General features: G+C 73.5%; 14 protein-coding genes and 1 riboswitch. Of the genes, 5 read left to right on the top strand and 9 right to left on the bottom strand.

What is annotated here, in order from left to right; genetic code table 11:
- Positions 1-147: 147 nt before the first annotated feature.
- Positions 148-990 (top strand): hypothetical protein, encoded by an 843-nt coding sequence (locus AC07AZ_RS16905; RefSeq protein ID WP_478848326.1) that lies wholly within the window; start codon positions 148-150, stop codon positions 988-990.
- Between the two features lie 64 nt (positions 991-1,054).
- On the opposite strand, the gene AC07AZ_RS16900 is transcribed toward AC07AZ_RS16905, so the two are convergent.
- The 6 genes from AC07AZ_RS16900 to AC07AZ_RS16875 all read right to left on the bottom strand — a co-directional run bounded on the left by AC07AZ_RS16900 (position 1,055) and on the right by AC07AZ_RS16875 (position 11,664).
- Entirely contained in the window at positions 1,055-3,265 is a 2,211-nt protein-coding gene (locus tag AC07AZ_RS16900; RefSeq protein ID WP_478848324.1) for a bifunctional serine/threonine-protein kinase/ABC transporter substrate-binding protein, read from the bottom strand.
- A 111-nt stretch (positions 3,266-3,376) separates the two neighbouring features.
- Complete coding sequence (locus tag AC07AZ_RS16895) at positions 3,377-5,932, bottom strand: bifunctional serine/threonine-protein kinase/ABC transporter substrate-binding protein (RefSeq protein WP_478848322.1); 2,556 nt, start codon at positions 5,930-5,932, stop codon at positions 3,377-3,379.
- Positions 5,932-6,768: a hypothetical protein gene (locus AC07AZ_RS16890; protein ID WP_478848320.1), complete on the bottom strand. Its 837-nt coding sequence runs from the start codon at positions 6,766-6,768 to the stop codon at positions 5,932-5,934. The genes AC07AZ_RS16895 and AC07AZ_RS16890 overlap by 1 nt, the downstream gene beginning before the upstream one ends.
- Positions 6,769-7,483: 715 nt before the next feature.
- Positions 7,484-10,360 (bottom strand): helix-turn-helix transcriptional regulator, encoded by a 2,877-nt coding sequence (locus AC07AZ_RS16885; RefSeq protein WP_478848318.1) that lies wholly within the window; start codon positions 10,358-10,360, stop codon positions 7,484-7,486.
- Between the two features lie 519 nt (positions 10,361-10,879).
- A complete protein-coding gene (locus AC07AZ_RS16880; RefSeq protein WP_478848316.1) occupies positions 10,880-11,158 on the bottom strand; it encodes an SHOCT domain-containing protein in 279 nt (92 codons plus the stop codon).
- A 53-nt stretch (positions 11,159-11,211) separates the two neighbouring features.
- Positions 11,212-11,664: a DUF6325 family protein gene (locus AC07AZ_RS16875; RefSeq protein WP_478848314.1), complete on the bottom strand. Its 453-nt coding sequence runs from the start codon at positions 11,662-11,664 to the stop codon at positions 11,212-11,214.
- A 208-nt stretch (positions 11,665-11,872) separates the two neighbouring features.
- Between AC07AZ_RS16875 and ku the strand changes: the two genes are divergently transcribed.
- Complete coding sequence (ku, locus tag AC07AZ_RS16870; protein WP_478848312.1) at positions 11,873-12,892, top strand: non-homologous end joining protein Ku; 1,020 nt, start codon at positions 11,873-11,875, stop codon at positions 12,890-12,892.
- A gap of 261 nt (positions 12,893-13,153) precedes the next feature.
- Here ku and AC07AZ_RS16865 read toward each other — a convergent pair whose 3' ends face one another.
- Positions 13,154-14,140: an AraC family transcriptional regulator gene (locus tag AC07AZ_RS16865; protein WP_478848310.1), complete on the bottom strand. Its 987-nt coding sequence runs from the start codon at positions 14,138-14,140 to the stop codon at positions 13,154-13,156.
- Between the two features lie 137 nt (positions 14,141-14,277).
- Entirely contained in the window at positions 14,278-15,351 is a 1,074-nt protein-coding gene (locus AC07AZ_RS16860; RefSeq protein WP_478848308.1) for an alkene reductase, read from the bottom strand.
- Between the two features lie 118 nt (positions 15,352-15,469).
- Between AC07AZ_RS16860 and AC07AZ_RS16855 the strand changes: the two genes are divergently transcribed.
- The gene (locus AC07AZ_RS16855) at positions 15,470-15,838 is read left to right on the top strand and encodes a MerR family transcriptional regulator (protein WP_478848306.1); all 369 of its coding nucleotides are present in this window, start codon (positions 15,470-15,472) and stop codon (positions 15,836-15,838) included.
- Positions 15,839-15,934: 96 nt separating this feature from the next.
- On the opposite strand, the gene AC07AZ_RS16850 is transcribed toward AC07AZ_RS16855, so the two are convergent.
- Positions 15,935-16,540 carry a histidine phosphatase family protein gene (locus AC07AZ_RS16850; protein ID WP_478848304.1) on the bottom strand — a complete coding sequence of 202 codons (606 nt, stop codon included), beginning with the start codon at positions 16,538-16,540 and terminating at the stop codon, positions 15,935-15,937.
- A gap of 121 nt (positions 16,541-16,661) precedes the next feature.
- Positions 16,662-16,803, top strand: a riboswitch (cobalamin riboswitch).
- Positions 16,804-16,838: 35 nt separating this feature from the next.
- Between AC07AZ_RS16850 and AC07AZ_RS16845 the strand changes: the two genes are divergently transcribed.
- Together AC07AZ_RS16845 and AC07AZ_RS16840 are read left to right on the top strand one after the other, a co-directional pair.
- Positions 16,839-17,060, top strand: a complete 222-nt coding sequence (locus AC07AZ_RS16845) for a CbtB domain-containing protein (RefSeq protein ID WP_356035503.1) — start codon at positions 16,839-16,841, stop codon at positions 17,058-17,060.
- A 25-nt stretch (positions 17,061-17,085) separates the two neighbouring features.
- Positions 17,086-17,850 (top strand): CbtA family protein, encoded by a 765-nt coding sequence (locus AC07AZ_RS16840; protein WP_478848301.1) that lies wholly within the window; start codon positions 17,086-17,088, stop codon positions 17,848-17,850.
- The last annotated feature ends 133 nt before the right edge of the window (positions 17,851-17,983 follow it).

Genomic DNA, 17,983 nt, shown 5'->3' with positions numbered 1-17,983 from the left:
CAAAGGCTCCAGTTCGCAGGTCGGGGGCCGGTTACGTAGTTCCACGGATGCCCGCGCATGCTCCGGGATGACATGCTGCGAGCCGTCAACGCGGCCCGGCCGGGGGGAACTTCGGCCGGTCCGTCTCGTACTACGTGGGGAACTCCTATGCGCCTACGCGCCGTGTCCGCCCTCGCTTCCGGCGCCGCCGTTCTCGCCGCGCTCGCCCTTCCCACCGCCGCCCAGGCGCAGCCTCAGCCCGGCGCGACGGCCGGACTGCGTGCCCTCACCGTGCGGCCGAACACGGTGATCGGCAACGCCAAGTTCAGCAACGCCGTCATCAACGGCGGGAAGAGCGTCGTCATCGGGGCGACCGCCAAGAAGAGCTTCAAGGTGACGTACGACGTCTACGACGAGAACGGTGTGGTCCTCTCCCAGGTCTTCCTGTGGCAGGGCACCGACAGCTCCGACGTCGACACCATCACCGGCGCTCTGGAGGCGGACGACGTGGCCGACTGCACGGAGTCGACCACCAGGACCGGCTTCTACAGCTGCAAGGCCACCTTCACCGTGGACCCGAGGCACGACCTGGCCGGGAACGGCGTCGCCGGCACCTGGAAGCTGCTTCTGGGCGTCTACGACCTGTACGCCAACGTCAGCACCGACGACGACGTCACCAGGACGCTGATCAAGCGCGCGTCGAAGCTGACCGCCGACGCCTCGCCGGAACCGGTGAAGAAGGGCAGAACCATCACGGTCAGGGGCAAGCTGACCCGGGCCAACTGGGACACCGGCACCTACCAGGGCTACAAGGGCCAGTCGGCGCAACTGCAGTTCCGCAAGAAGGGCAGCAGCGTCTACAGCACCCTCAGGAGCGCCACGAGCGGCACCGGCGGCGCTCTGACGGCCACCACCGTGGCCAAGGACGACGGGTACTACCGCTTCGTGTACGCGGGGACCAAGGCCACCGACGCGGCCAAGGCCACCGGGGACTTCGTCGACGTCAGGTGATCGGTGGGATGCGCCGTGTGCCGCCTGGCCCGCCTTCACCGCGGACCAGGCGGCGCCGCCGGGCTCAGGCGGTGGCGGCCCGGTACTGGCCGAGGTATCCGAAGCGGTCACCGGCCGCCCGGAACAGGTACAGCCCGTCCGTGGAGTAACCGGCGCTCGACGCCGTCCAGTTCAGCCGCTTGGTGATGCCCCGGTAGTCGGTGTCGCGCAACCGGTCCACGAGCGCGCCCCGGTCGGTGCGCAGGGAGCCCAGCGTCGTCATCGCGCGGGCGACGAAGAGTGTCGCGTCGTAGGACTCGGCGGCGTACCAGGGCGGGGCGGCCCCCTGGAACCGCGCGCGGTAGGCGGCGGCGAAGGACGTCGCGGCACTCACCCGGGCCGGATCGACGAAGGCGGTGGAGAAGACCCAGCCCCCGGCGGCGTCCCCGGCCGAGGTGAGGAAACCCGGGCCCATGGCGCGCTGGGTGGCCAGTCGCGTCCCCCTGAAGCCGGCGGCCCGCAGGGCACGGGCGAACTTCGCCGCACGGGCGGCCCCGCCGGTGAACACCACCGAGTCCGCCCCCGACCGGGTCACCGTCCTGGCGAGGGCGACGAAAGCGTCGGCCGTGTCGTCCCCGGCGGCGAGGGTGCGCCGGCTGGTGGCCGGCCCGGAGCGCAGTGCCTCGCTGACGCGGGTGCAGATCTTCCAGCCGAAGTCGCCTTCCGCCGCGTCGTCGATCAGTACGGTCTCGTGTGCCCGGGCGGTGCGGGTCAGGTACGCCACGATCGGAGCCGGCAGGTAGGAGTCGGAGGGACGGGTGGCGGCGTACACCCGGTAGGTGGTCGTGGACACGGAGTCGAGTCCGACGGACACCGAGACCAGCGGAAGCAGCGCCTTCTGATACCGGTCGAGGACGGCGGTCGCGCACGCGTCGGTGGTGGGCCCGATCACCGCCCGGACCCGGTCGTCGGCCGCCAGTCGTCGCGCGATCGCGCGCGCCCGGGCTGTGCTGCCCGCGTCGTCGTGGACCTCCACCGCCAGCTCGAAGGCGCGGCCGGCACGGGAGTTGAAGTGGTCGACGGCGAGCCGCACGCCGTTCTCCTGAGCCCGGCCCGCCGTCCGGTCGCTCCCGCTCAGGTCGGCGTGGAGGGCGATGACGAGCCGCGGAACCGCCGTGCCGGACGCCTGGGGTGAGGCGTGCCCGGGGCGCTTCGCGGACCACCAGGCGGCCGTTCCCCCCGCGGCCACCACCCCGGCCCCCGAACCCAGCACCAGGAAGCGGCGCCGCGTGGAACCCGGAGCAGGCTCCTCCGGGCGCGGGACGCGAGGAACCGGCTTGCCGCCGGTCGCCGGCGCGGCAGCCGCGGAGACCGCGGAGATCTCCGTCGCCTCGACGGCGGGCAGCGCGAGGACGGCGGCCGAGCGGCGTGCGATCAGCCGGGTGAGCGTCTCCGGCGACCAGCTCCCGTCCACACCCGCGCCTGTGTCCTTCGCCCGGTCCAGGGTCCGCCGCACCTCGGTCACACCGGGGCGGGCGGCGGGATCCTTCTCCAGACAGTCCCGCACCAGGGGCAGCAACGCCGCCGGCACGCCGTCGAGGTACGGCTCGGCGCGAACCGTACGCATCAGCACCTCGGCCACCGCGCCCCCGCCGAAGGGGCGTTCGCCCGTCACCGCGTACACCAGGAGGCAGCCGAGGGAGAAGACGTCACTGGCCGGTCCGATCTCCCGGCCCCTTCCCTGGGCCTGCTCGGGGGAGAGGAACCCGGGGGAGCCGACCACCATCCCGCTGGCCGTGAGGGCCGTGTCCTCCGGCATCCGGGCGATCCCGAAGTCGATCATCCGCGGGCCGTCGACCGCCAGGAGCACGTTGCCGGGCTTGACGTCCCGGTGCACCAGACCCGCCCCGTGCACGGCGGCCAGTGCCTCGGCAAGCCGGGCTCCGAGGAACCCGACCGAGGCGGGCGGCAGGGGCCCGCACTCCTCGACCGCCTCCGCCAGCGAGGGGCCCGGCACGAACTCCGTGACCAGCCACGGTGATTCCGCGTCCGGGTCCGCGTCGAGCAGCGGCACCACCCACGGGCTGGAGACGCGTCCCGCGGTCTCCACCTCACGGCGGAAACGCGCGCGGAAGCCGGTCTCGTCCGCGTAGCCGCCACGGATCACCTTGACCGCGGCGAGTGAACCACCGGTGGAGCGGGCCAGATACACCACACCCATGCCGCCCGCGCCCAGCCGGCGCAGCAGCCGGTACCCCGCGATCCGCGCCGGGTCGGAGCCGCGCAACGGTTCCATCAAGGTTCCACCATCGCTCGGTCAGTGGTGATCAACGTCCGGTCGGCGCCGCACCGTGCCCGCCGTGGTGCCCCGCCGTGGTGCCACCGTCGATGTCTCGGCGGCGTCCGTTCAGGCGGACACCTGGAAGGGCGCCGGGCCCTGGTAGTGGAACCGGCCGCCGGTCACCTTCCACAGGAAGACCCCGCCGCCGTCGATGACCAGGGCGCCGGTCTCCTTGTCGAACGCGAAGTTCTTCGTGATGCCCTTGTACGTCGCCGAGCGCAGGGCGGTCGTGAGCGCCTGGCGGGCGACGTGCGCGGTGGACAGGGTCTTCAGGGTCGCCGTCACCAGGTTCGCGACGTCGTAGGCCTCGACCGAGTACCGCTCGGGTTCCGCGCCGAAACGCTTCCGGTGGGCGGCCGCGAACGCCGCGGCCCGGGGAGCCGCGGCGGCGTCCATGACGGGCGCGACGATCACCCAGCCCTCGGCCGCGTCCCGGGCGGCGGACAGGAACCGGTCGTCGAGCACCGCCTGGGCGGCGGTCCGCGCTCCGGGGAAGCCGCGTGCCTTGAGTGCCCTGGCCAGCAGTGCGGCCCGGTCGTGGTGGCCGGCGAAGACCACGGAGTCCGCGCCGCCGTCGCGAAGCGCGTCGAGGGTCGGTCCGAAGTCCGTCCGCAGCGCGCTGACCACCTTGGGCACGGCGGGCTGCCGGTTCTTGCGCAGGACCTGGCTGAGCGTGCTGCTGATCTCCCAGGCGTAGGCGTCGGCGGCCCGGTCGTCGATGATCCCGACCGTGCGGGACCTGGCAGTGCCGCGCAGATAGGCGTCGAGGTAGAACGGCAGGATCGTGTCCTTCGCGCGGGCGTGCAGGACGGTCCTGCTGCCCATCACCGTCAGCACGGTGGCTCCGGGCGACACCGGAATGACGGGCAGCAGCGCCGCGTCGTACGTCGCCAGCGCGGCCTGCGTGGTGGCGTCCGTGGTGGGACCGATGACAGCGAGGACGGAACGGTCGGCGACCAACCGCTTCGCCGCCGCCGGCGATCTGGTTGGGTCGCCGCCATCGTCCACGGTCTTCACGGCGAGGCTGAAGGGCCTGTCCGCACGGGAGTTGAACTCGGCGACGGCGAGCCGCAGTCCCCTCTCCTGGGCCCGGCCGACCGCCTTCTGGTCGCCCGTCAGGTCGGCGTGCAGTCCGAGGGTGTGCACGGGCCGGGCGGCAGTCGAGACCGAGGCGGAGCTCCCGCCCCCGCTCCCGCCGGCACCGGAGAGGGCCGCCCACGCGGCCAGACCGCCGCCGGCCGTCACGGCCACCGCGCCACCGGCCATCAGCAGGAGACGACGTCTGCCGAGTGTGCGGCTCCGCGGGACGGCGGGCTCCGCGGCGGATGCGGATGCGGGCGCGGGTGTGGACGCGTCGCCCGGCCCGGCGAGGCCGCCGACCGGGGAGTCGACCTCGGTGTCCTCGATGCCGGGCAGCGCCAGTCCGGCGGCCGAACGCTCGGCGATCAGCCGGATCAACGGCTCGGGCAACCAGGCGTACGCGTCAGCGGTGTCCCCGGGGATCCGCCCCTCGGGCCCTTGGCCGGCCGCGTCCTCGGACCTCGGGCGGGGCACGTCGTCCCCGTCCGGGGTGTCAGCGGGCGTCCGGAGGGCCTCCCGGGGGTCGGGCGGTACGCCGTTCGGCCCGGGGCGCAGGGGGGTGGTGGCCGGGTCGGCCTTCGGCGCGCCGTCCCGCGGGGTGCCGTCCTGATCCGGCTCCGAGCCGGTTCCTCCCGCGCTTTCCTGACCGGAGGCAACGGTGGCGGACGTGGATGCACCGGCCGCCTCGCGGGAGGCACGGGAGGCACGGGAGGCGGCCGGGTCGCCGGAGCCAGGTGCCGGCGCCAGCGACAACGACTCCGCCAGCGCCCCGGCCGCGGGCCGTAGCCGAGGGTCCTTCTCCAGGCAGCCGCCCACCACCTCGGCGAGCGCGCGCGGAACGCCCTCCAGGTCGGGTTCGTCGTGCACAGCCCGGAACAGCAGTGCGTCGAGCGGGCCCGTGCCGAACGGAGGGCGGCCGCTGGCGGCGTAGGCCAGCACGCAGCCCAGTGAGAAGATGTCCCCGGCCGGGCCCAACTCCCGCCCGCCCTGTGCCTGTTCGGGAGACAGGAAGCCGGGGGTGCCGACCACCACGCCGGTCGACGTGAGCGCGGTGTCCCGCGGATCGCGGGTGACACCGAAGTCGATCAGCCGGGGTCCGTCGAGCGCCAGGAGCACGTTGCCCGGCTTGACGTCCCGGTGCACGAGCCCTGCGGCGTGCAGGTCCCCGAGCGCCTGGGCGAGCCGGGCTCCCAGGATCCGGACGGTCCGCGCGGGCAGCGGCCCGTGCGTGGTGACGGCCTCACCGAGCGAGGGCCCGGGCACGAAGTCGGTGGCCAGCCAGGGGGCCGTCGCCTCCGGGTCGGCGTCCACGAGGGAGGCCACCCACGGGCTGGTCATCCGGCGGGCGGTGTCCGCCTCCCGCCTGAACCGCTCGCGGAAGCCGGCGTCCTCGGCGTACTCCTCCCGGATCACCTTCAGCGCGACGAGCGACCCGCCGGCCGAACGGGCCAGGTACACCACGCCCATGCCACCCGCCCCGAGGCGCCCGAGCAGCCGGTAGTCCGCCAGTCTGGCCGGGTCGGACGTGCGCAGCGGGTCCATCACTTCTCCTTCAACTGCTGCTGGACGCGGGTCAGCATCTGGGCCAGGGCCGTGGTGCCCAGTCGGTCGAGTTCCGGCTGGGTCCACCCCTTCGCGCCCGTCACGGAGACGGCCGCGACGACCGTGCCGATGCGGGCGACCATCCACCGGTACGGCTGGGGGCCGCCGGACGCGCCGGTGTACGTGCCGGCTTCGAGGACGGAGTCGTCGGCGTACTGCTGCTCGCGGGCGCCGAAGGGGGTGCCGAGTGACATCAGTCCCGTGATCCGCTCGTCGGTCCGCAACTGCTGTCGCGCGCAGCGCAGGACGTTCTCCAGGGTGGTGCCCAACTGGTCGTCGGCACCGATGACGGAGGAGTGCGTGGTGACCGCGGCCGTGACGTCCACGGTGCCCTTGCCGCCGTCGGCGGGCAGTCGGCTGTACCGGGACGTGCTGGCCAGGACCCCGTGCGGGAGTTTCTCCCGTTCCCAGCGGCAGTCGCCGTCCAGCACGGGCCAGGTGCCCGACGGGCTCGCGGCCGGATCCTGGGCGGTGAAGCCGCGGCCCCAGTCCGCGGGGGCGAGCACGACGGAGTCGGCGAGTCTCCGCCCGTCGCCGGCCGTTTTGGGCACGAGGGCGGCGTCGGGGGTGAAGGCGGCAGCGGTGCCCGAGCCGCCCGAGGGGGCGCCCGTTCTCTCCGGTGAGGCACTGGCGGAGGGCGAACCGCTCTGCCGGGAGCCCCCGTAGTGCGTCGCCTCGGCCGGGTGACGGGCACCGCCCGCACAGCCGGCCAGCAGACCTCCTGCCACCAGGAAGGACACACAACTGCCCACCACACCTCCGGTGTTGCTCTTCACCCGGTCCCCTCAGAGCCGCTCGTGTCGTCCGGCTCCCGAACCTAGACGGCCGCGAGGGAAGCGGCCTCGGTGGAAACACGTAACCGGGCACGCATTCCCGCGCCGTGGCGGTACGGGCTACGTGGTTTCACGGATGTCTCCGGGCCGATGCCACGGCAGGTTGGGGACATCCGCCCGGGCGGCGCGCTGCGCGCGTGCCCGGGCCCCGCGGACCACGAGGGGGTGTTCTGTGCGGCCGGTGACCGGCGGGCGTTCCTCGCGTGCCGTCCGTCCACGCGCGCACGCCCCGCTGAACGGGGTCCTCCGGCCCGCGTCCTTCCCGGGCACGCCCCGCGCCCCGCGCCCGGGGACCGGCGCACGCTGCGGCCGCGATGGCACACGCGGGAGTGCTGTGCACGGTGTGGCTCACCGCGGTCACCGTCACCGTCGTCGCGACGCCGGTCCCGCCACCGCACTCCGCCCAGACCTGCGGATCACCGTGATCCGCGGGCGCCACCGGTCGCCTGGGTGCGGGGCCCCCATGCCGTACGGCCTGACGCTCGACGCGAGCCGCACCCTCCTCCGCACGCCCACGCCGACTCTCCGGCCGCGGTCGGCGCCGGCACGACAAGCACCGCGTCACCGCGGCCGAGCCCGCGAACCGCTGATGTCAGCCCTGCCAGGCACTCGGCCGGCCAGGGTCGGCGGCGTGGGGCGATCGCCTCGTGCCGATCGCTCACGCCCCCGCGCCGAGCCCGATGCGGGTGATCAGACCGGCCAGCGCCGACCGGGACGGCAGCGACAGCTTGCGGTACACCGACGACAGATGCGTCTCGACGGTACGGCGGCTCAGGTGCAGCCGGCCGGCGATGTCCTGGTTGCTCAGGCCCTGCGCCAGCAGGCCCGCCACCTCCAGCTCACGGGTCGTCAGTTCCGCCAACTCGGGTGGCACCGAGGGGGTTTGATCCATCACCTGGGGGCGGACCAGCTCCGCGAGGTCCACCAGCAGGCGGGCGCCGCCGCCCTCGGCGATCCGGTGGGCGCGGTGCCACAGGGCGGCGGCGCGCGGACCCTGCCCGGCGCGCCGCACGAGGGGTGCCACGCGCAGCAGGGAGTACGCCTCCCACAGGGTCTGGCCGCAGCGGGCGTACTCCTCGGCGGCCGCGTCGAGGAGACGGACGGCCTTGCCGGTGTCGCCGCGCTGCTCGGCCAGCGAGGCCTCGGCTCGCAGGGCGGCCGCCCGCTGACCGCCGAGGCCGAGCCGCCTGGCCTCGCGCGCAGCCTGCGCGGCCCAGCGTCCCGCCTGGTCCAGGTCTCCGGCGGCGAGCGCGGCGCCCACCAGGGTGTCCAGCTGGCCGGGACGGATCGACGGTTGCAGCAACGGGAGTTCACGTCCCCCGCCGGCCGTCACGATGGCTTCCTGGGCGCGGTGCGGGTCGCCGCTCACGTACGTCGCGTGCCCGAGCATGCACCAGGCCAGGGCGGACCACCAGCCCGTACTTCCGCTGGTCGCCGCGACGGCCTCCTCGCCGGTTCGCAGGGCGCTGTCGTCCCCGAAGGGCCGGGCCAGCAGCAGCACCAGCGTCTTGATGGCGAGGGTGAAGGCCAGAAGGTCACGGCTGCCCGCGGCCCGCGCGAGGGACTCCGCCTCCTCGGCGGCCGCCAGCGCGGACGGCAGTCGGCAGGTGCTGAGATGGACGAACGCCTTGCTGGTCAGCAGATGCGGCAGGACGTGCAGCCGGCCCCCGCGGCGGGCGATGTCCAGGCCCCTGGTGAAGTGCCGTTCGGCTTCGGTGTAGCGCTCCAGCAGGGCTTCCGCCCAGGCCAGCCAGCCCAGCGACTCGCACAGGTCGGTGAGACCGGGGTCGGTCAGCGCGTCCACCAGCCGGGCCGCGTCGTCGGCGAACGCGGCGGCCGCATCCGTCTCGCCTTCGTACGCCTCGCCGAGGGCCGCCAGCGCCAGGGCCGCCGCCTCACCCGCCGGGTCGTCGTCGGCGCGGGCGATGGTTACGGCCTCCGCGACCTCCGCACGGACCTCGGGATAGGACGCGGTCAACAGGGCGGACATGCCGAGGGCGAGCCGCAGCGACACCACCTGCCCGGGGTGCGGGCTCGGATGCCGGGACAGCTCCCGGCGCAGCAGAGCGGTGGCCTCGGGGGAGTGCCCGAGGTGCCGCTCCATGACGGCGCACTGGGCGACGGCCTGCGTACGCAGGTCGGGATGGTCCTTGCCCGACGCCTCGATCAGGGCGTGCAGCAGGTCCCGGCTCTCGCGGAGGCTCCCGCTGACACCGAGGGCCCGGGCACGCGCCAGGACGAGTTCGCCGCGCCGCCGCACGTACTCGGACGTGGTCGGCATGTGCCCGAGGACGACGCCCAGCAGATGGGCGGCGGTGGCCGGCGCCGTCGACGCGCACTGCTCGGCCGCCTCACCCAGCACGGCCGCGGCCTTCGCGTCCCAGCCGGTCATCGACCGCTCGATGTGGTGGGCCCGCTCGGTGGCGGGAGCACCACTCGCGGCCAACGCCCGCGCGACCCGGCGATGGAGCTCGGCACGCCGTCCGGGCGCCGTGTTCTCGTGGACGAGGGCGCGTACGAGCGGATGGCGCAGCACCCACCGGCCGCCCGGCCCGGTGCGCAGCACGTCCCGCGCCACCAGCGCGCGCGTCTGCTCCTCCACGTCCCCGACCGACAGCCCGGTCGCCGCACCCAGCATGACGGGCGTGGCATGGTCGCCGAGCACTGCCACCGCCTCGGCGATCCGGCGCTGGGGTTCCGTCAGCGTGGTCAGCTCGTCCAGCAGCAGCGCGGCGAGCCCGCTGGGCACACCGACCGCATCCGTCGTGCCGGCGTGCGCCGTGATGCTCGGCACGGGCGCCCCGCCCCGATAGGCGTGCACCAGCGCGAGCAGATAGAGGGGGTTGCCCTCGCTGGCGGCGAACAGCCGTCTCGCCTGGTCCTCGGGGACGTCGGCGGCCAGCGTGCGGATCGACTCGCCCTCCGGCAGCGGCCCCAGGTCGAGGTGCAGTACGACGCCGCTGTCGGCGCCGCGCGCCAGCGCCGCGGTCAGCGGCGTCGGGGTCTGCCGGGCCCGCCGTGCCACGACCAGCAGGACCCGGCCGCGCGCCGGGTGCCGGATGAGGTGGTCCAGGAGTTCCCGTGACGCGGGATCCGCCCAGTGGAGGTCGTCGATGGCGAGCACCAGGCCGCGCTCGCCCAGGCGCGCGAAGAACGCGGCGATCGCACGGTGCAGTCCGAAGCGGGCGGCGGCTCCCGCCCCGGAGGCGTCGTCCGGCGCGTGCCGGACATCGTGCAGCACCGACTCCGCCTCGCCGAGCACCGGGTCCGCCGCCGGGGAGCGGGGATCGGCATCGGCGAGCGCGTCGGTGAAAGCCTGCAGGGGAACGTGCTGTTCGTACTCCGTGGCCCGCCCGCGCAGCACCGTGAAACCGGCCCGGCGGGCGCGGGCACACACCTCGCCGACCAACCGGCTCTTCCCTATACCGGGTTCACCGGCGATGTCGACGACCGACGGCACCCCGGGTCCTCCGAGGTCGGCGAGCAGGGTGTCCAGCCGCACGAGTTCCGCCGCTCTGCCCACCAGTTCCGTCACGCCCGCGCCCCCACCTGCGACTTGCCCGCTTTGATCGACCTCTGTCCCCCGTCAACCCTAAGGTCCCTCCACCCCGGGACGACGCGCGGGCACCGCTGCCGGGTTCCTGCTTGACCCGCACACCGTGTCAGGCGCCGACCAGGGGTGGTGACCGCCGTCGCGGACCGGGCTCGGTGGACCTGCCGGTTCGGGGGCGGCGGTACGCGTGGCCGCTGCGGGTCGGGCACGCCCGGTGGTCGCCACGCTCACGGCCAGACGCCGTACCGGGCCGGCCAGGCGAGTACGTGGGGGCGGGACGACCGGACAGGTCGGCCGCCCGTGAAGCGGATGTCGTCGGCCACCTCGCGACGTACGCCTCTTGCGGTACGCAGGTCCCCGCCTCCTCGGCGGTGGTGAACTCGGCTTTCACCAGGACCAGTCCGCGCAGCGGGGACGCGAAGACGTCGATGCCCGGGGGAGGCACATTGAAGCGGCAGCGCGGCGCGGCGCGCGCCGTTCGTCACTACTACGCGCCCTTCGTCACGCGTAGAGGATGCGGTGCTTCTGTTCCTCGAACTCGGCCTCGGTCAGGACGCCCTGTGCCTTGAGTTCGCCGAGCTGCTTCAACTGCTCGATCTTGTCGCCCATGTCGGGGGCGGCCGGTGCGGCCGGTGCCGTCGGCTGCGGCGCGGGCTCGTCGTAGCCTCCCGACTGAGCCGCCCATCGCCCCTGCTGGCGGCGTGACACACGGTTCGAGACGGCGGTCGCGGTGCCGGCGACGACGGCGGTACGCGCGACGCCGCGGAGTAGACCTGGCATGGTGCTGTTTCCCTTCTGCCGCGCAGAGGACGGGAAGTCGTGTCCGGGCGCTCTCAGCGAGCGGCTTCGGCCGCGTCGAGGGCCTCGAGAGTGTCGAGTACGGCGGGCACGGGGATCCGCCCGGAGGCGACCATCCTGGCGCCGCCGCGGCGCAGGGCGGTGGCGAACGGGGCGGCCCACAGGTTCTCGTAGACGAGGATGCCGGCGGAGCTGCCGGGCTGCAGCGCGGTGCCGGCCTCGGCGATGTCGTCCTGGTCGAGCAGGCCGGAGGACGCGCCCTCGAAGACCGCCAGGTCGAGCTCGCCGTCCCCGGTGAGGTCGGCGATCTCCATGCCGCTCACGGAACCGTCTTCCTCTTTCCTGACGAACAGCAGGTCGAGGATCCTGATCAGACCTCGGTCCACGAGATCCACCAGCAGGGGGAAGCCCTCGCCGGTCATCCGGTTACCGGGGAACTCGACGACGAGATAGTCGATCGGGCCCACTTCCTGGATTTCGTCGCTCACGGTGTCACCTCTGGTGTTCGCGGCTCCCCTGGGCACCCCCGTAGGGCAATTCCACCACCGGAGCCCGGGGGCCGCACCTGGTGGGCGCGGACGCGGACCACTCGGCGAGGGTCACGCCAGGCGGCCGACGCGGACGGCGCAAGTGGCGTGCGGGATCGCTGTGGCGCTCATAGTCTGGTGCTGCTCGGGGCTACCGCGGAGGTCTGCCATGCCCCGAACCGTCTGGTCCGGCGCCATCAGCTTCGGCCTGGTCACGGTGCCCATCCACGTGCAGTCGGCACGGGAGGACCACTCGATCCGGTTCCACCAGTACCACCTGGCCGACATGGGCCGGGTCCGCACCCGGAAGGTGTGCGAGGTGGAGGACCGTGAGCTGTCGAACGCGGAGATCGGCAAGGGGTACGAGTACTCCAAGGACCTGGTCATCCCGATCAGCGACGAGGACCTGAGCAACCTGCCACTGCCGACGGCGAAGGCGATCGAGATCGAGGCGTTCGTGCCGCTGAGGTCCATCGACCCGCTCCGGATCGGGGAGGGCTACTACCTCGCGCCGGACGGGCAGGTCGCCGCGAAGCCGTACAAGCTGCTGCGCCAGGCGCTGGCGCGCTCCTCGAAGGTCGCCATCGCCAAGTACGCATGGTCGGGCCGCGAGCGGCTGGGACTGCTGCGGGTGCGCGAGGACGCGATCGTGCTGCACGCGATGCGCTGGCCGGACGAGATCCGCGACCCCGCCGAGCTGCTGCCGCCGCCGGTGGAGCTGAGCGAGGAGGAGATCGACGGCGCCCTCGCGCTGATGGACAGCATGAGCCGTGAGGACCTGGACGGGCCGGAGTTCCAGGACGCGTACACCGAGGCCGTCGCGAAGATCATCGAGGCGAAGCGGGAGGACCGTGAACTGCCCGCGGTCGCGGAGCCGGAGAAGCCGGGCCAGGTCCTGGACCTCATGGCCGCCCTCACGCAGTCCGTGGAGAAGGCCAGGTCCTCCCGCGGCGAGGGCGAGCCCGCCGGGGGCAGGCACGCCGAGGTGCACGAGCTGCCCAGGAAGAAGTCGACGGCGAAGAAGGCGACCGAGAAGAAGACGACGGCGGCCGGGAAGACGGCGGCGGCCAAGAAGCCGGCGGCGGCGAAGAAGACCACCGCGGCGAAGAAGACGGCGGCGGCGAAGAAGCAGCCGGCGAAGAAGGCCACCGCGAAGAAGTCCCCGGGGCGCCGACCGCGCAGCGCGTGAGCGACCCGGCTCCGGTGTAGACGCAACGTCAAGGAACTGTGCACCGACTGTCAACGACAGCCGGACAGCGATCGGGCATTCTCGATCTTGCGTACACGGGGGGCGGCTTCGGCCGCGCGACTGCTCCCCTCCGCCCTGGTGGAGGGGGGTCGGGGGAGGGACGGACGTCCTCACCAGGCCATGGACACCGAGGCCCGGTGAGGACGCTGTCTGCCCGCACGTCCGGCGGCGACGCGGCTGGGACCGCGGGCGGACCGGTCTCTACTCCCGCTCGGACAACGCCTCGCCGCGGTACTCCCTGGGCGAGAGCCCGTACGCGGTGCGGAAGGCGCGGGTGAAGTCGGAGGCGTGGCCGAAGCCCCAGCGGGCCGCCACGGTGTGGATGGGCGTGGCGCGCAGCGAGGGGTCGGCCAGGTCGCGGCGGGCGCCCTCCAGGCGCTGACCGCGGATGCAGGCCGCGACCGTCTCGCCGCGCGACTCCTGCTGGAAGATGCGGTGCAGGTAGCTGACGGAGATGTGATGGGCCGCGGCGATCATGGGCGGCGACAGCTCCGGATCGTGCAGATGGCGCCGGATGAACGTCCGTACGCCTTCCACCGTGGCCACCCGGCGTGTCTCCTGGGGCAGGGCGGTCTCCGCGTCCAGCAGCCGGCCGAACCAGGCGGACAGCAGGTCGAGGACGACCGTGCCCAGGCGGGGCGCGTCGGCGGGGGTGAGGGTGTCGGCCTGCCGGTCCAGGCCGATGAGGAAGTCCGTCAGCAGCGCGCCGACGCCGTCCCGCCCCGGCAGCCCGCGGCCCAGCAACTCCCGTACCCGGTGCGGCGGCAGAGGAAGCAGCGCCTTGGGGAAGTCGACCGCCACGCCCTTGACCGGACGGCGTTCACGGGAGTCCGTCGAGCGCAGGTCGTACGGCTGTGAGCTCTCGGCCAGGTGCAGGTCACGCGGGCCGAACGTGTCGGTCCGCCCGGCGTGGTCGAGAGCCAGCCGGCCTTCGAGCAGGAGCGTCAGGTGATACGTCTCGGGGTCGGACTGGCGCACCATGCGTGTGTTCCGCCGGTAACGCGACGGCAGGAACGAGGCCGACCACACGGCTACCGGCCCCAGCTCCATCAGCCGGTACTCGGCCCAGAAGTCGGCGGCGTGCGCGCTGGCGATGTCGCTGGAGCGGGTCCGGCCTATCAGCTCCCACCAGTAGTCGAAACGGTTCTCCGCAGGTACGTCCGCAGTTCGGAACACCGTTCCGATCATTCCGTCCAGCCCCGATTCACGCGCCGACAGTCCCCTCGGCATCCTGCCACGCGGAGATCATCCGGAGTCCGCCGGGTGCGTCACGCCGCCCCGCCCGGCCGCCGGGGGAACAGGGGCGATCCCCGGCGGCTCGACGATCAGGCGGCGTACTGGTGGGCGGGGTAGGTCAGATACCCCGCGTCGCCGCCCTGGTAGTACGTGGCCTCGTCGGCCGGCGCGATCGGCGCTCCGGTGCGCAGCCGCTCGACCAGGTCCGGGTTGGCGATGAAGGCACGGCCGAAGCTGATCAGATCCGCGCCCAGGGTGAGCCAGTGGTCGGCGGCGGCACGGTCGGCCTGCTTCGGTCCCATGGGAAGCGCCGGGTTGACGATCAGGGTGCCCGGCCAGGCGTGGCGCAGCCCGACCAGGACCTCCTCCTCGGTGGTCGCCTCGAGATGGACGTAGGCGAGGTCGAGGCGGGCCAGTTCGGACAGCAGGGCCGCGTACAGCTCGGGTACGTCGGTCTCCTCGACGCCCCAGAACGTGCCGCCGGGGGAGAGCCTGATCCCGGTGCGGGCCGCGCCCACGGCGTCCACGGTGGCGGCCACCGCCTCGACGGCGAACCGGATCCGGTGGGTCACGGAGCCGCCGTAGAGGTCGGTGCGCAGGTTCGCGTTGGACGACAGGAACTGCGAGATCAGATAGCCGTTCGCGCCGTGCAGTTCGACCCCGTCGAAGCCGGCGTCGACCGCGCGGCGGGCGGCCTCGGCGTACGAGCGGGCCTGCTCGGGCACCTCGGAGGTCTCCAGCGCGCGGGGGACGGGCGCCGGCTGCGGCCCGGTCGGGGTGAACACCTCGCCCACGGCGGCGACGGCGGACGGCCCGACGGGGCGGACGCCGGTGGTGGACGGGTGCGAGACGCGGCCACCGTGCATGACCTGCGCGAAGACCCGCCCGCCGTTGGTGTGGACGGCGTCGGTGACCGGGCGCCAGGACGCGACCTGCTCGTCGGTGTGCAGGCCCGGGGTGCCCGGGTTGGACTGCCCGACGACGTTCGGCTGGACCCCTTCGGTGATGATCAGTCCGGCGGTGGCCCGCTGGGCGTAGTAGACGGCCATGGACGCGGTGGCGAGCCCCCCGGCCGCGGCCCGGACGCGGGTCATCGGCGCCATCACGACCCGGTTGGGCAGCTTCAGGTCTCCGAGGCGGTGGCCATCGAACAGCGACGTCATGCCGGAACTCCTTGGTACTGGTCGGTGCAGCCCTCCTGGTGGGGGCCCGACACGTACGCTAGAACCTGACATTGATGTGAGAGGCAAGCCCGTGTGGGCCGCGTCACAAGGAGGACATGTGCGGATCGGGGAGCTCGCGGCGCGGACCGGTGTCAGCGTCCGGTCGCTGCGCTACTACGAGGAGCAGGGGCTGCTCACGTCGGACCGCAGCGTCGGAGGCCAGCGGCACTACACGGACAGCGAGGTCGAGCGGGTGGCCTTCATCCAGCGGCTCTACGCCGCCGGCCTGTCCAGTCGCACCATCGCCGAACTGCTGCCGTGCGTCGACTCGCCCAGCGACGAGACCTCCGACGCCGCGATCGAGCGGATGGCCGAGGAACGTGACCGGCTCACGGCGCACATCGAGGACCTGCTGCGCACCCGTGACTCCCTCGACGCCGTGATGGCCGCGGCCCGGGCCCACCGCGACGCCCGCTCGGCGGCCTGAGCGCAACCGCTCGCCGACCGGGCTCGGCCGGAACGGCAGGCGCCCGGACCGCTTCGCGGCGGCGTTCGTCGCCGCCACGGGCTCGGCTCCAGGCGGCTACAGCGCGTCCGCCCGCCCGACCTCTCCGGCCTCCACCCCGCCCAGGGGGTCCCCGATCCGCACGTTCCACCGTCCCGAACGTCCGCTGACGGTGACCGCCGCCAACGGTGGTACGTCGATCCGCCAGAACGCCGGCTCGGGCGCCCCCAGGACCCGCACCACAACCGCTCGTACGATCTCGGGCTCCACCACGGCGACGGTGCGGCCCGCGGCCTCCGCGGCGGACTCCAGCCACGCCGTCACACGGTCGCACAAGTCCCGCACCGACTCCCCGCCGTGCGGGGCCGAGGACGGGTCGGTCATCCAGCTCATGAGCGCTTCCGGCTCCTGCGCCCCGACCTCGTCGAGGGTGCGACCCTGCCAGCGGCCCACGCGGAGCCCGGCCAGTTCCGGCACGGGAGAGGCGTCGAGACCGAGAGCCGACGCCGTCTGCCCGCAGCGCACCGTGGGGGAGGCCAGCGCGCGGTCGGGCAGGCGGAAGGTGCCCTCGGCCGAGCGGGCACGCGCCACCCCGGCCTCGTCGAGCGGGCAGCCGTCTTCGAAACGCGCCTGGCGCAGCGACCGGCTGACGGCGGGTGAGATCAACGTCACTCGGCTTGTCATGTGCCTGCTCTCATGGTCAACGAAGCGGTAACCGCAGGGAATCGCGGGCCCCGGAACGCGGCCGACGCGCCCCTGGTGGCCCCACGCGCCCTTGGCCGCACCCCCCGCGACGCGGTACGTTCTCGACGATATCGACGACGGTACTGCGGAAGCCGGTGGGAATCCGGCACGGTCGCGCCACTGTGAGTCCGGTACCGGCCGCCCCGACACGGGGTGGCGGACGCCCGGCGAGTCAGACCCGTGGCCGTCGTCCTGTGCACCACCGAGACGGGACGCGAGTTCCCCAGGAGGTCCTGCCATGGCGCAGTCCACCGTCCAGCCCAGCGCTGCCCCCACCACTCTCCCCGCCAAACTGCCGATCGGCGCGATCGCACCCTGGGCGGTCTTCTTCGGCGTCCTCATGCTGGTGCTCCTCTACTTCGTCGGCGCCGAGCAGGGCGCCACCTCCGTGGTGAGCGGTGAGAACGTCCACGAGTGGGTGCACGACGCCCGCCACCTCCTCGGCTTCCCCTGCCACTGACGGCCGGGCCGGAGCGCATCAGCCCATGAACTCGGCAACCGTCAGACAGCTCCTGGTCCGCGGCATGCTGGCGGGCCTCGCCGCCGGCCTGCTCGCCCTCGTCGTCGCCTACTTCCTGGGCGAGCCCCGCGTGGACTCGGCCATCGCCTACGAGGAGGCGCACTCCCACGAACACGGCATGGAGGCGGTCAGCCGCACCATGCAGTCCACCGGCGGCCTGAGCACCGGAGTACTGCTCTACGGCGTCGCGTTCGGCGGTATCGCCGCCCTCGCGTACTGCTTCGCGCTCGGCCGGATCGGCCGCTTCGGGCCGCGCGCGAGCGCGCTGCTCCTGGCTGCCGCGGGGCTCCTCGCGGTCTACGTCGTGCCGTTCCTCAAGTACCCGGCCAACCCGCCGTCCGTCGGCGATCCGGACACCATCGGGAAGCGCACCACGCTGTACTTCCTGATGATGCTGCTCGGCGTGCTGCTGGCCGTCGCCACCGTCATCCTGGGCAAACGGCTCGCACCACGACTCGGCAACTGGAACGCCACGCTGTCCGCGGCGGCGTTCTTCGTCCTCACCGTCGGACTCGCGTACGCGTTCCTGCCGGCGGTCAACGAAGTCCCGAACGACTTCTCGGCGACGCTGCTGTGGCAGTTCCGTCTCGCGGCCCTCGCCATCCAGCTGACCCTGTGGACCTCCTTCGGCCTGCTCTTCGGAGTACTCGCGGAACGAGTCCTGTCGCCCAGGGCAGCGGTCCCCGCGGCCGAGGGCGCGGGAACGCGAGCCGCTTCCGTACCGCACTGAGGCACGCTCCGCCGGCACGAGGCGGACACCGTGGTCCGGGTGGGGGGGGGTGTGGTTGGGGGGGGGACGGGGAGGGGGGGGGGGGGGGGGGGGGGGGGAGGGGTGGGGTGGGGGGGGGGTGTTCAGTTTCCCG

Source organism: Streptomyces sp. NPDC043878, from assembly GCF_056435735.1.
Note: the sequence above shows the minus strand (reverse complement) of the source record. Positions and strands in the feature narration are given on the sequence as shown.

What these genes read in the sequence shown, in the direction of transcription:
- AC07AZ_RS16900 (WP_478848324.1), bottom strand. Translation starts at nt 3,265, where the DNA reads ATGGAACCGTTGCGCGGCTCCGACCCGGCGCGGATCGCGGGGTACCGG.
- AC07AZ_RS16860 (WP_478848308.1), bottom strand. Translation starts at nt 15,351, where the DNA reads ATGACGTCGCTGTTCGATGGCCACCGCCTCGGAGACCTGAAGCTGCCC.
- AC07AZ_RS16840 (WP_478848301.1), top strand. Translation starts at nt 17,086, where the DNA reads ATGAACTCGGCAACCGTCAGACAGCTCCTGGTCCGCGGCATGCTGGCG.
- AC07AZ_RS16845 (WP_356035503.1), top strand. Translation starts at nt 16,839, where the DNA reads ATGGCGCAGTCCACCGTCCAGCCCAGCGCTGCCCCCACCACTCTCCCC.
- AC07AZ_RS16895 (WP_478848322.1), bottom strand. Translation starts at nt 5,932, where the DNA reads ATGGACCCGCTGCGCACGTCCGACCCGGCCAGACTGGCGGACTACCGG.
- AC07AZ_RS16865 (WP_478848310.1), bottom strand. Translation starts at nt 14,140, where the DNA reads ATGATCGGAACGGTGTTCCGAACTGCGGACGTACCTGCGGAGAACCGT.
- ku (WP_478848312.1), top strand. Translation starts at nt 11,873, where the DNA reads ATGCCCCGAACCGTCTGGTCCGGCGCCATCAGCTTCGGCCTGGTCACG.
- AC07AZ_RS16850 (WP_478848304.1), bottom strand. Translation starts at nt 16,540, where the DNA reads ATGACAAGCCGAGTGACGTTGATCTCACCCGCCGTCAGCCGGTCGCTG.
- AC07AZ_RS16905 (WP_478848326.1), top strand. Translation starts at nt 148, where the DNA reads ATGCGCCTACGCGCCGTGTCCGCCCTCGCTTCCGGCGCCGCCGTTCTC.
- AC07AZ_RS16880 (WP_478848316.1), bottom strand. Translation starts at nt 11,158, where the DNA reads ATGCCAGGTCTACTCCGCGGCGTCGCGCGTACCGCCGTCGTCGCCGGC.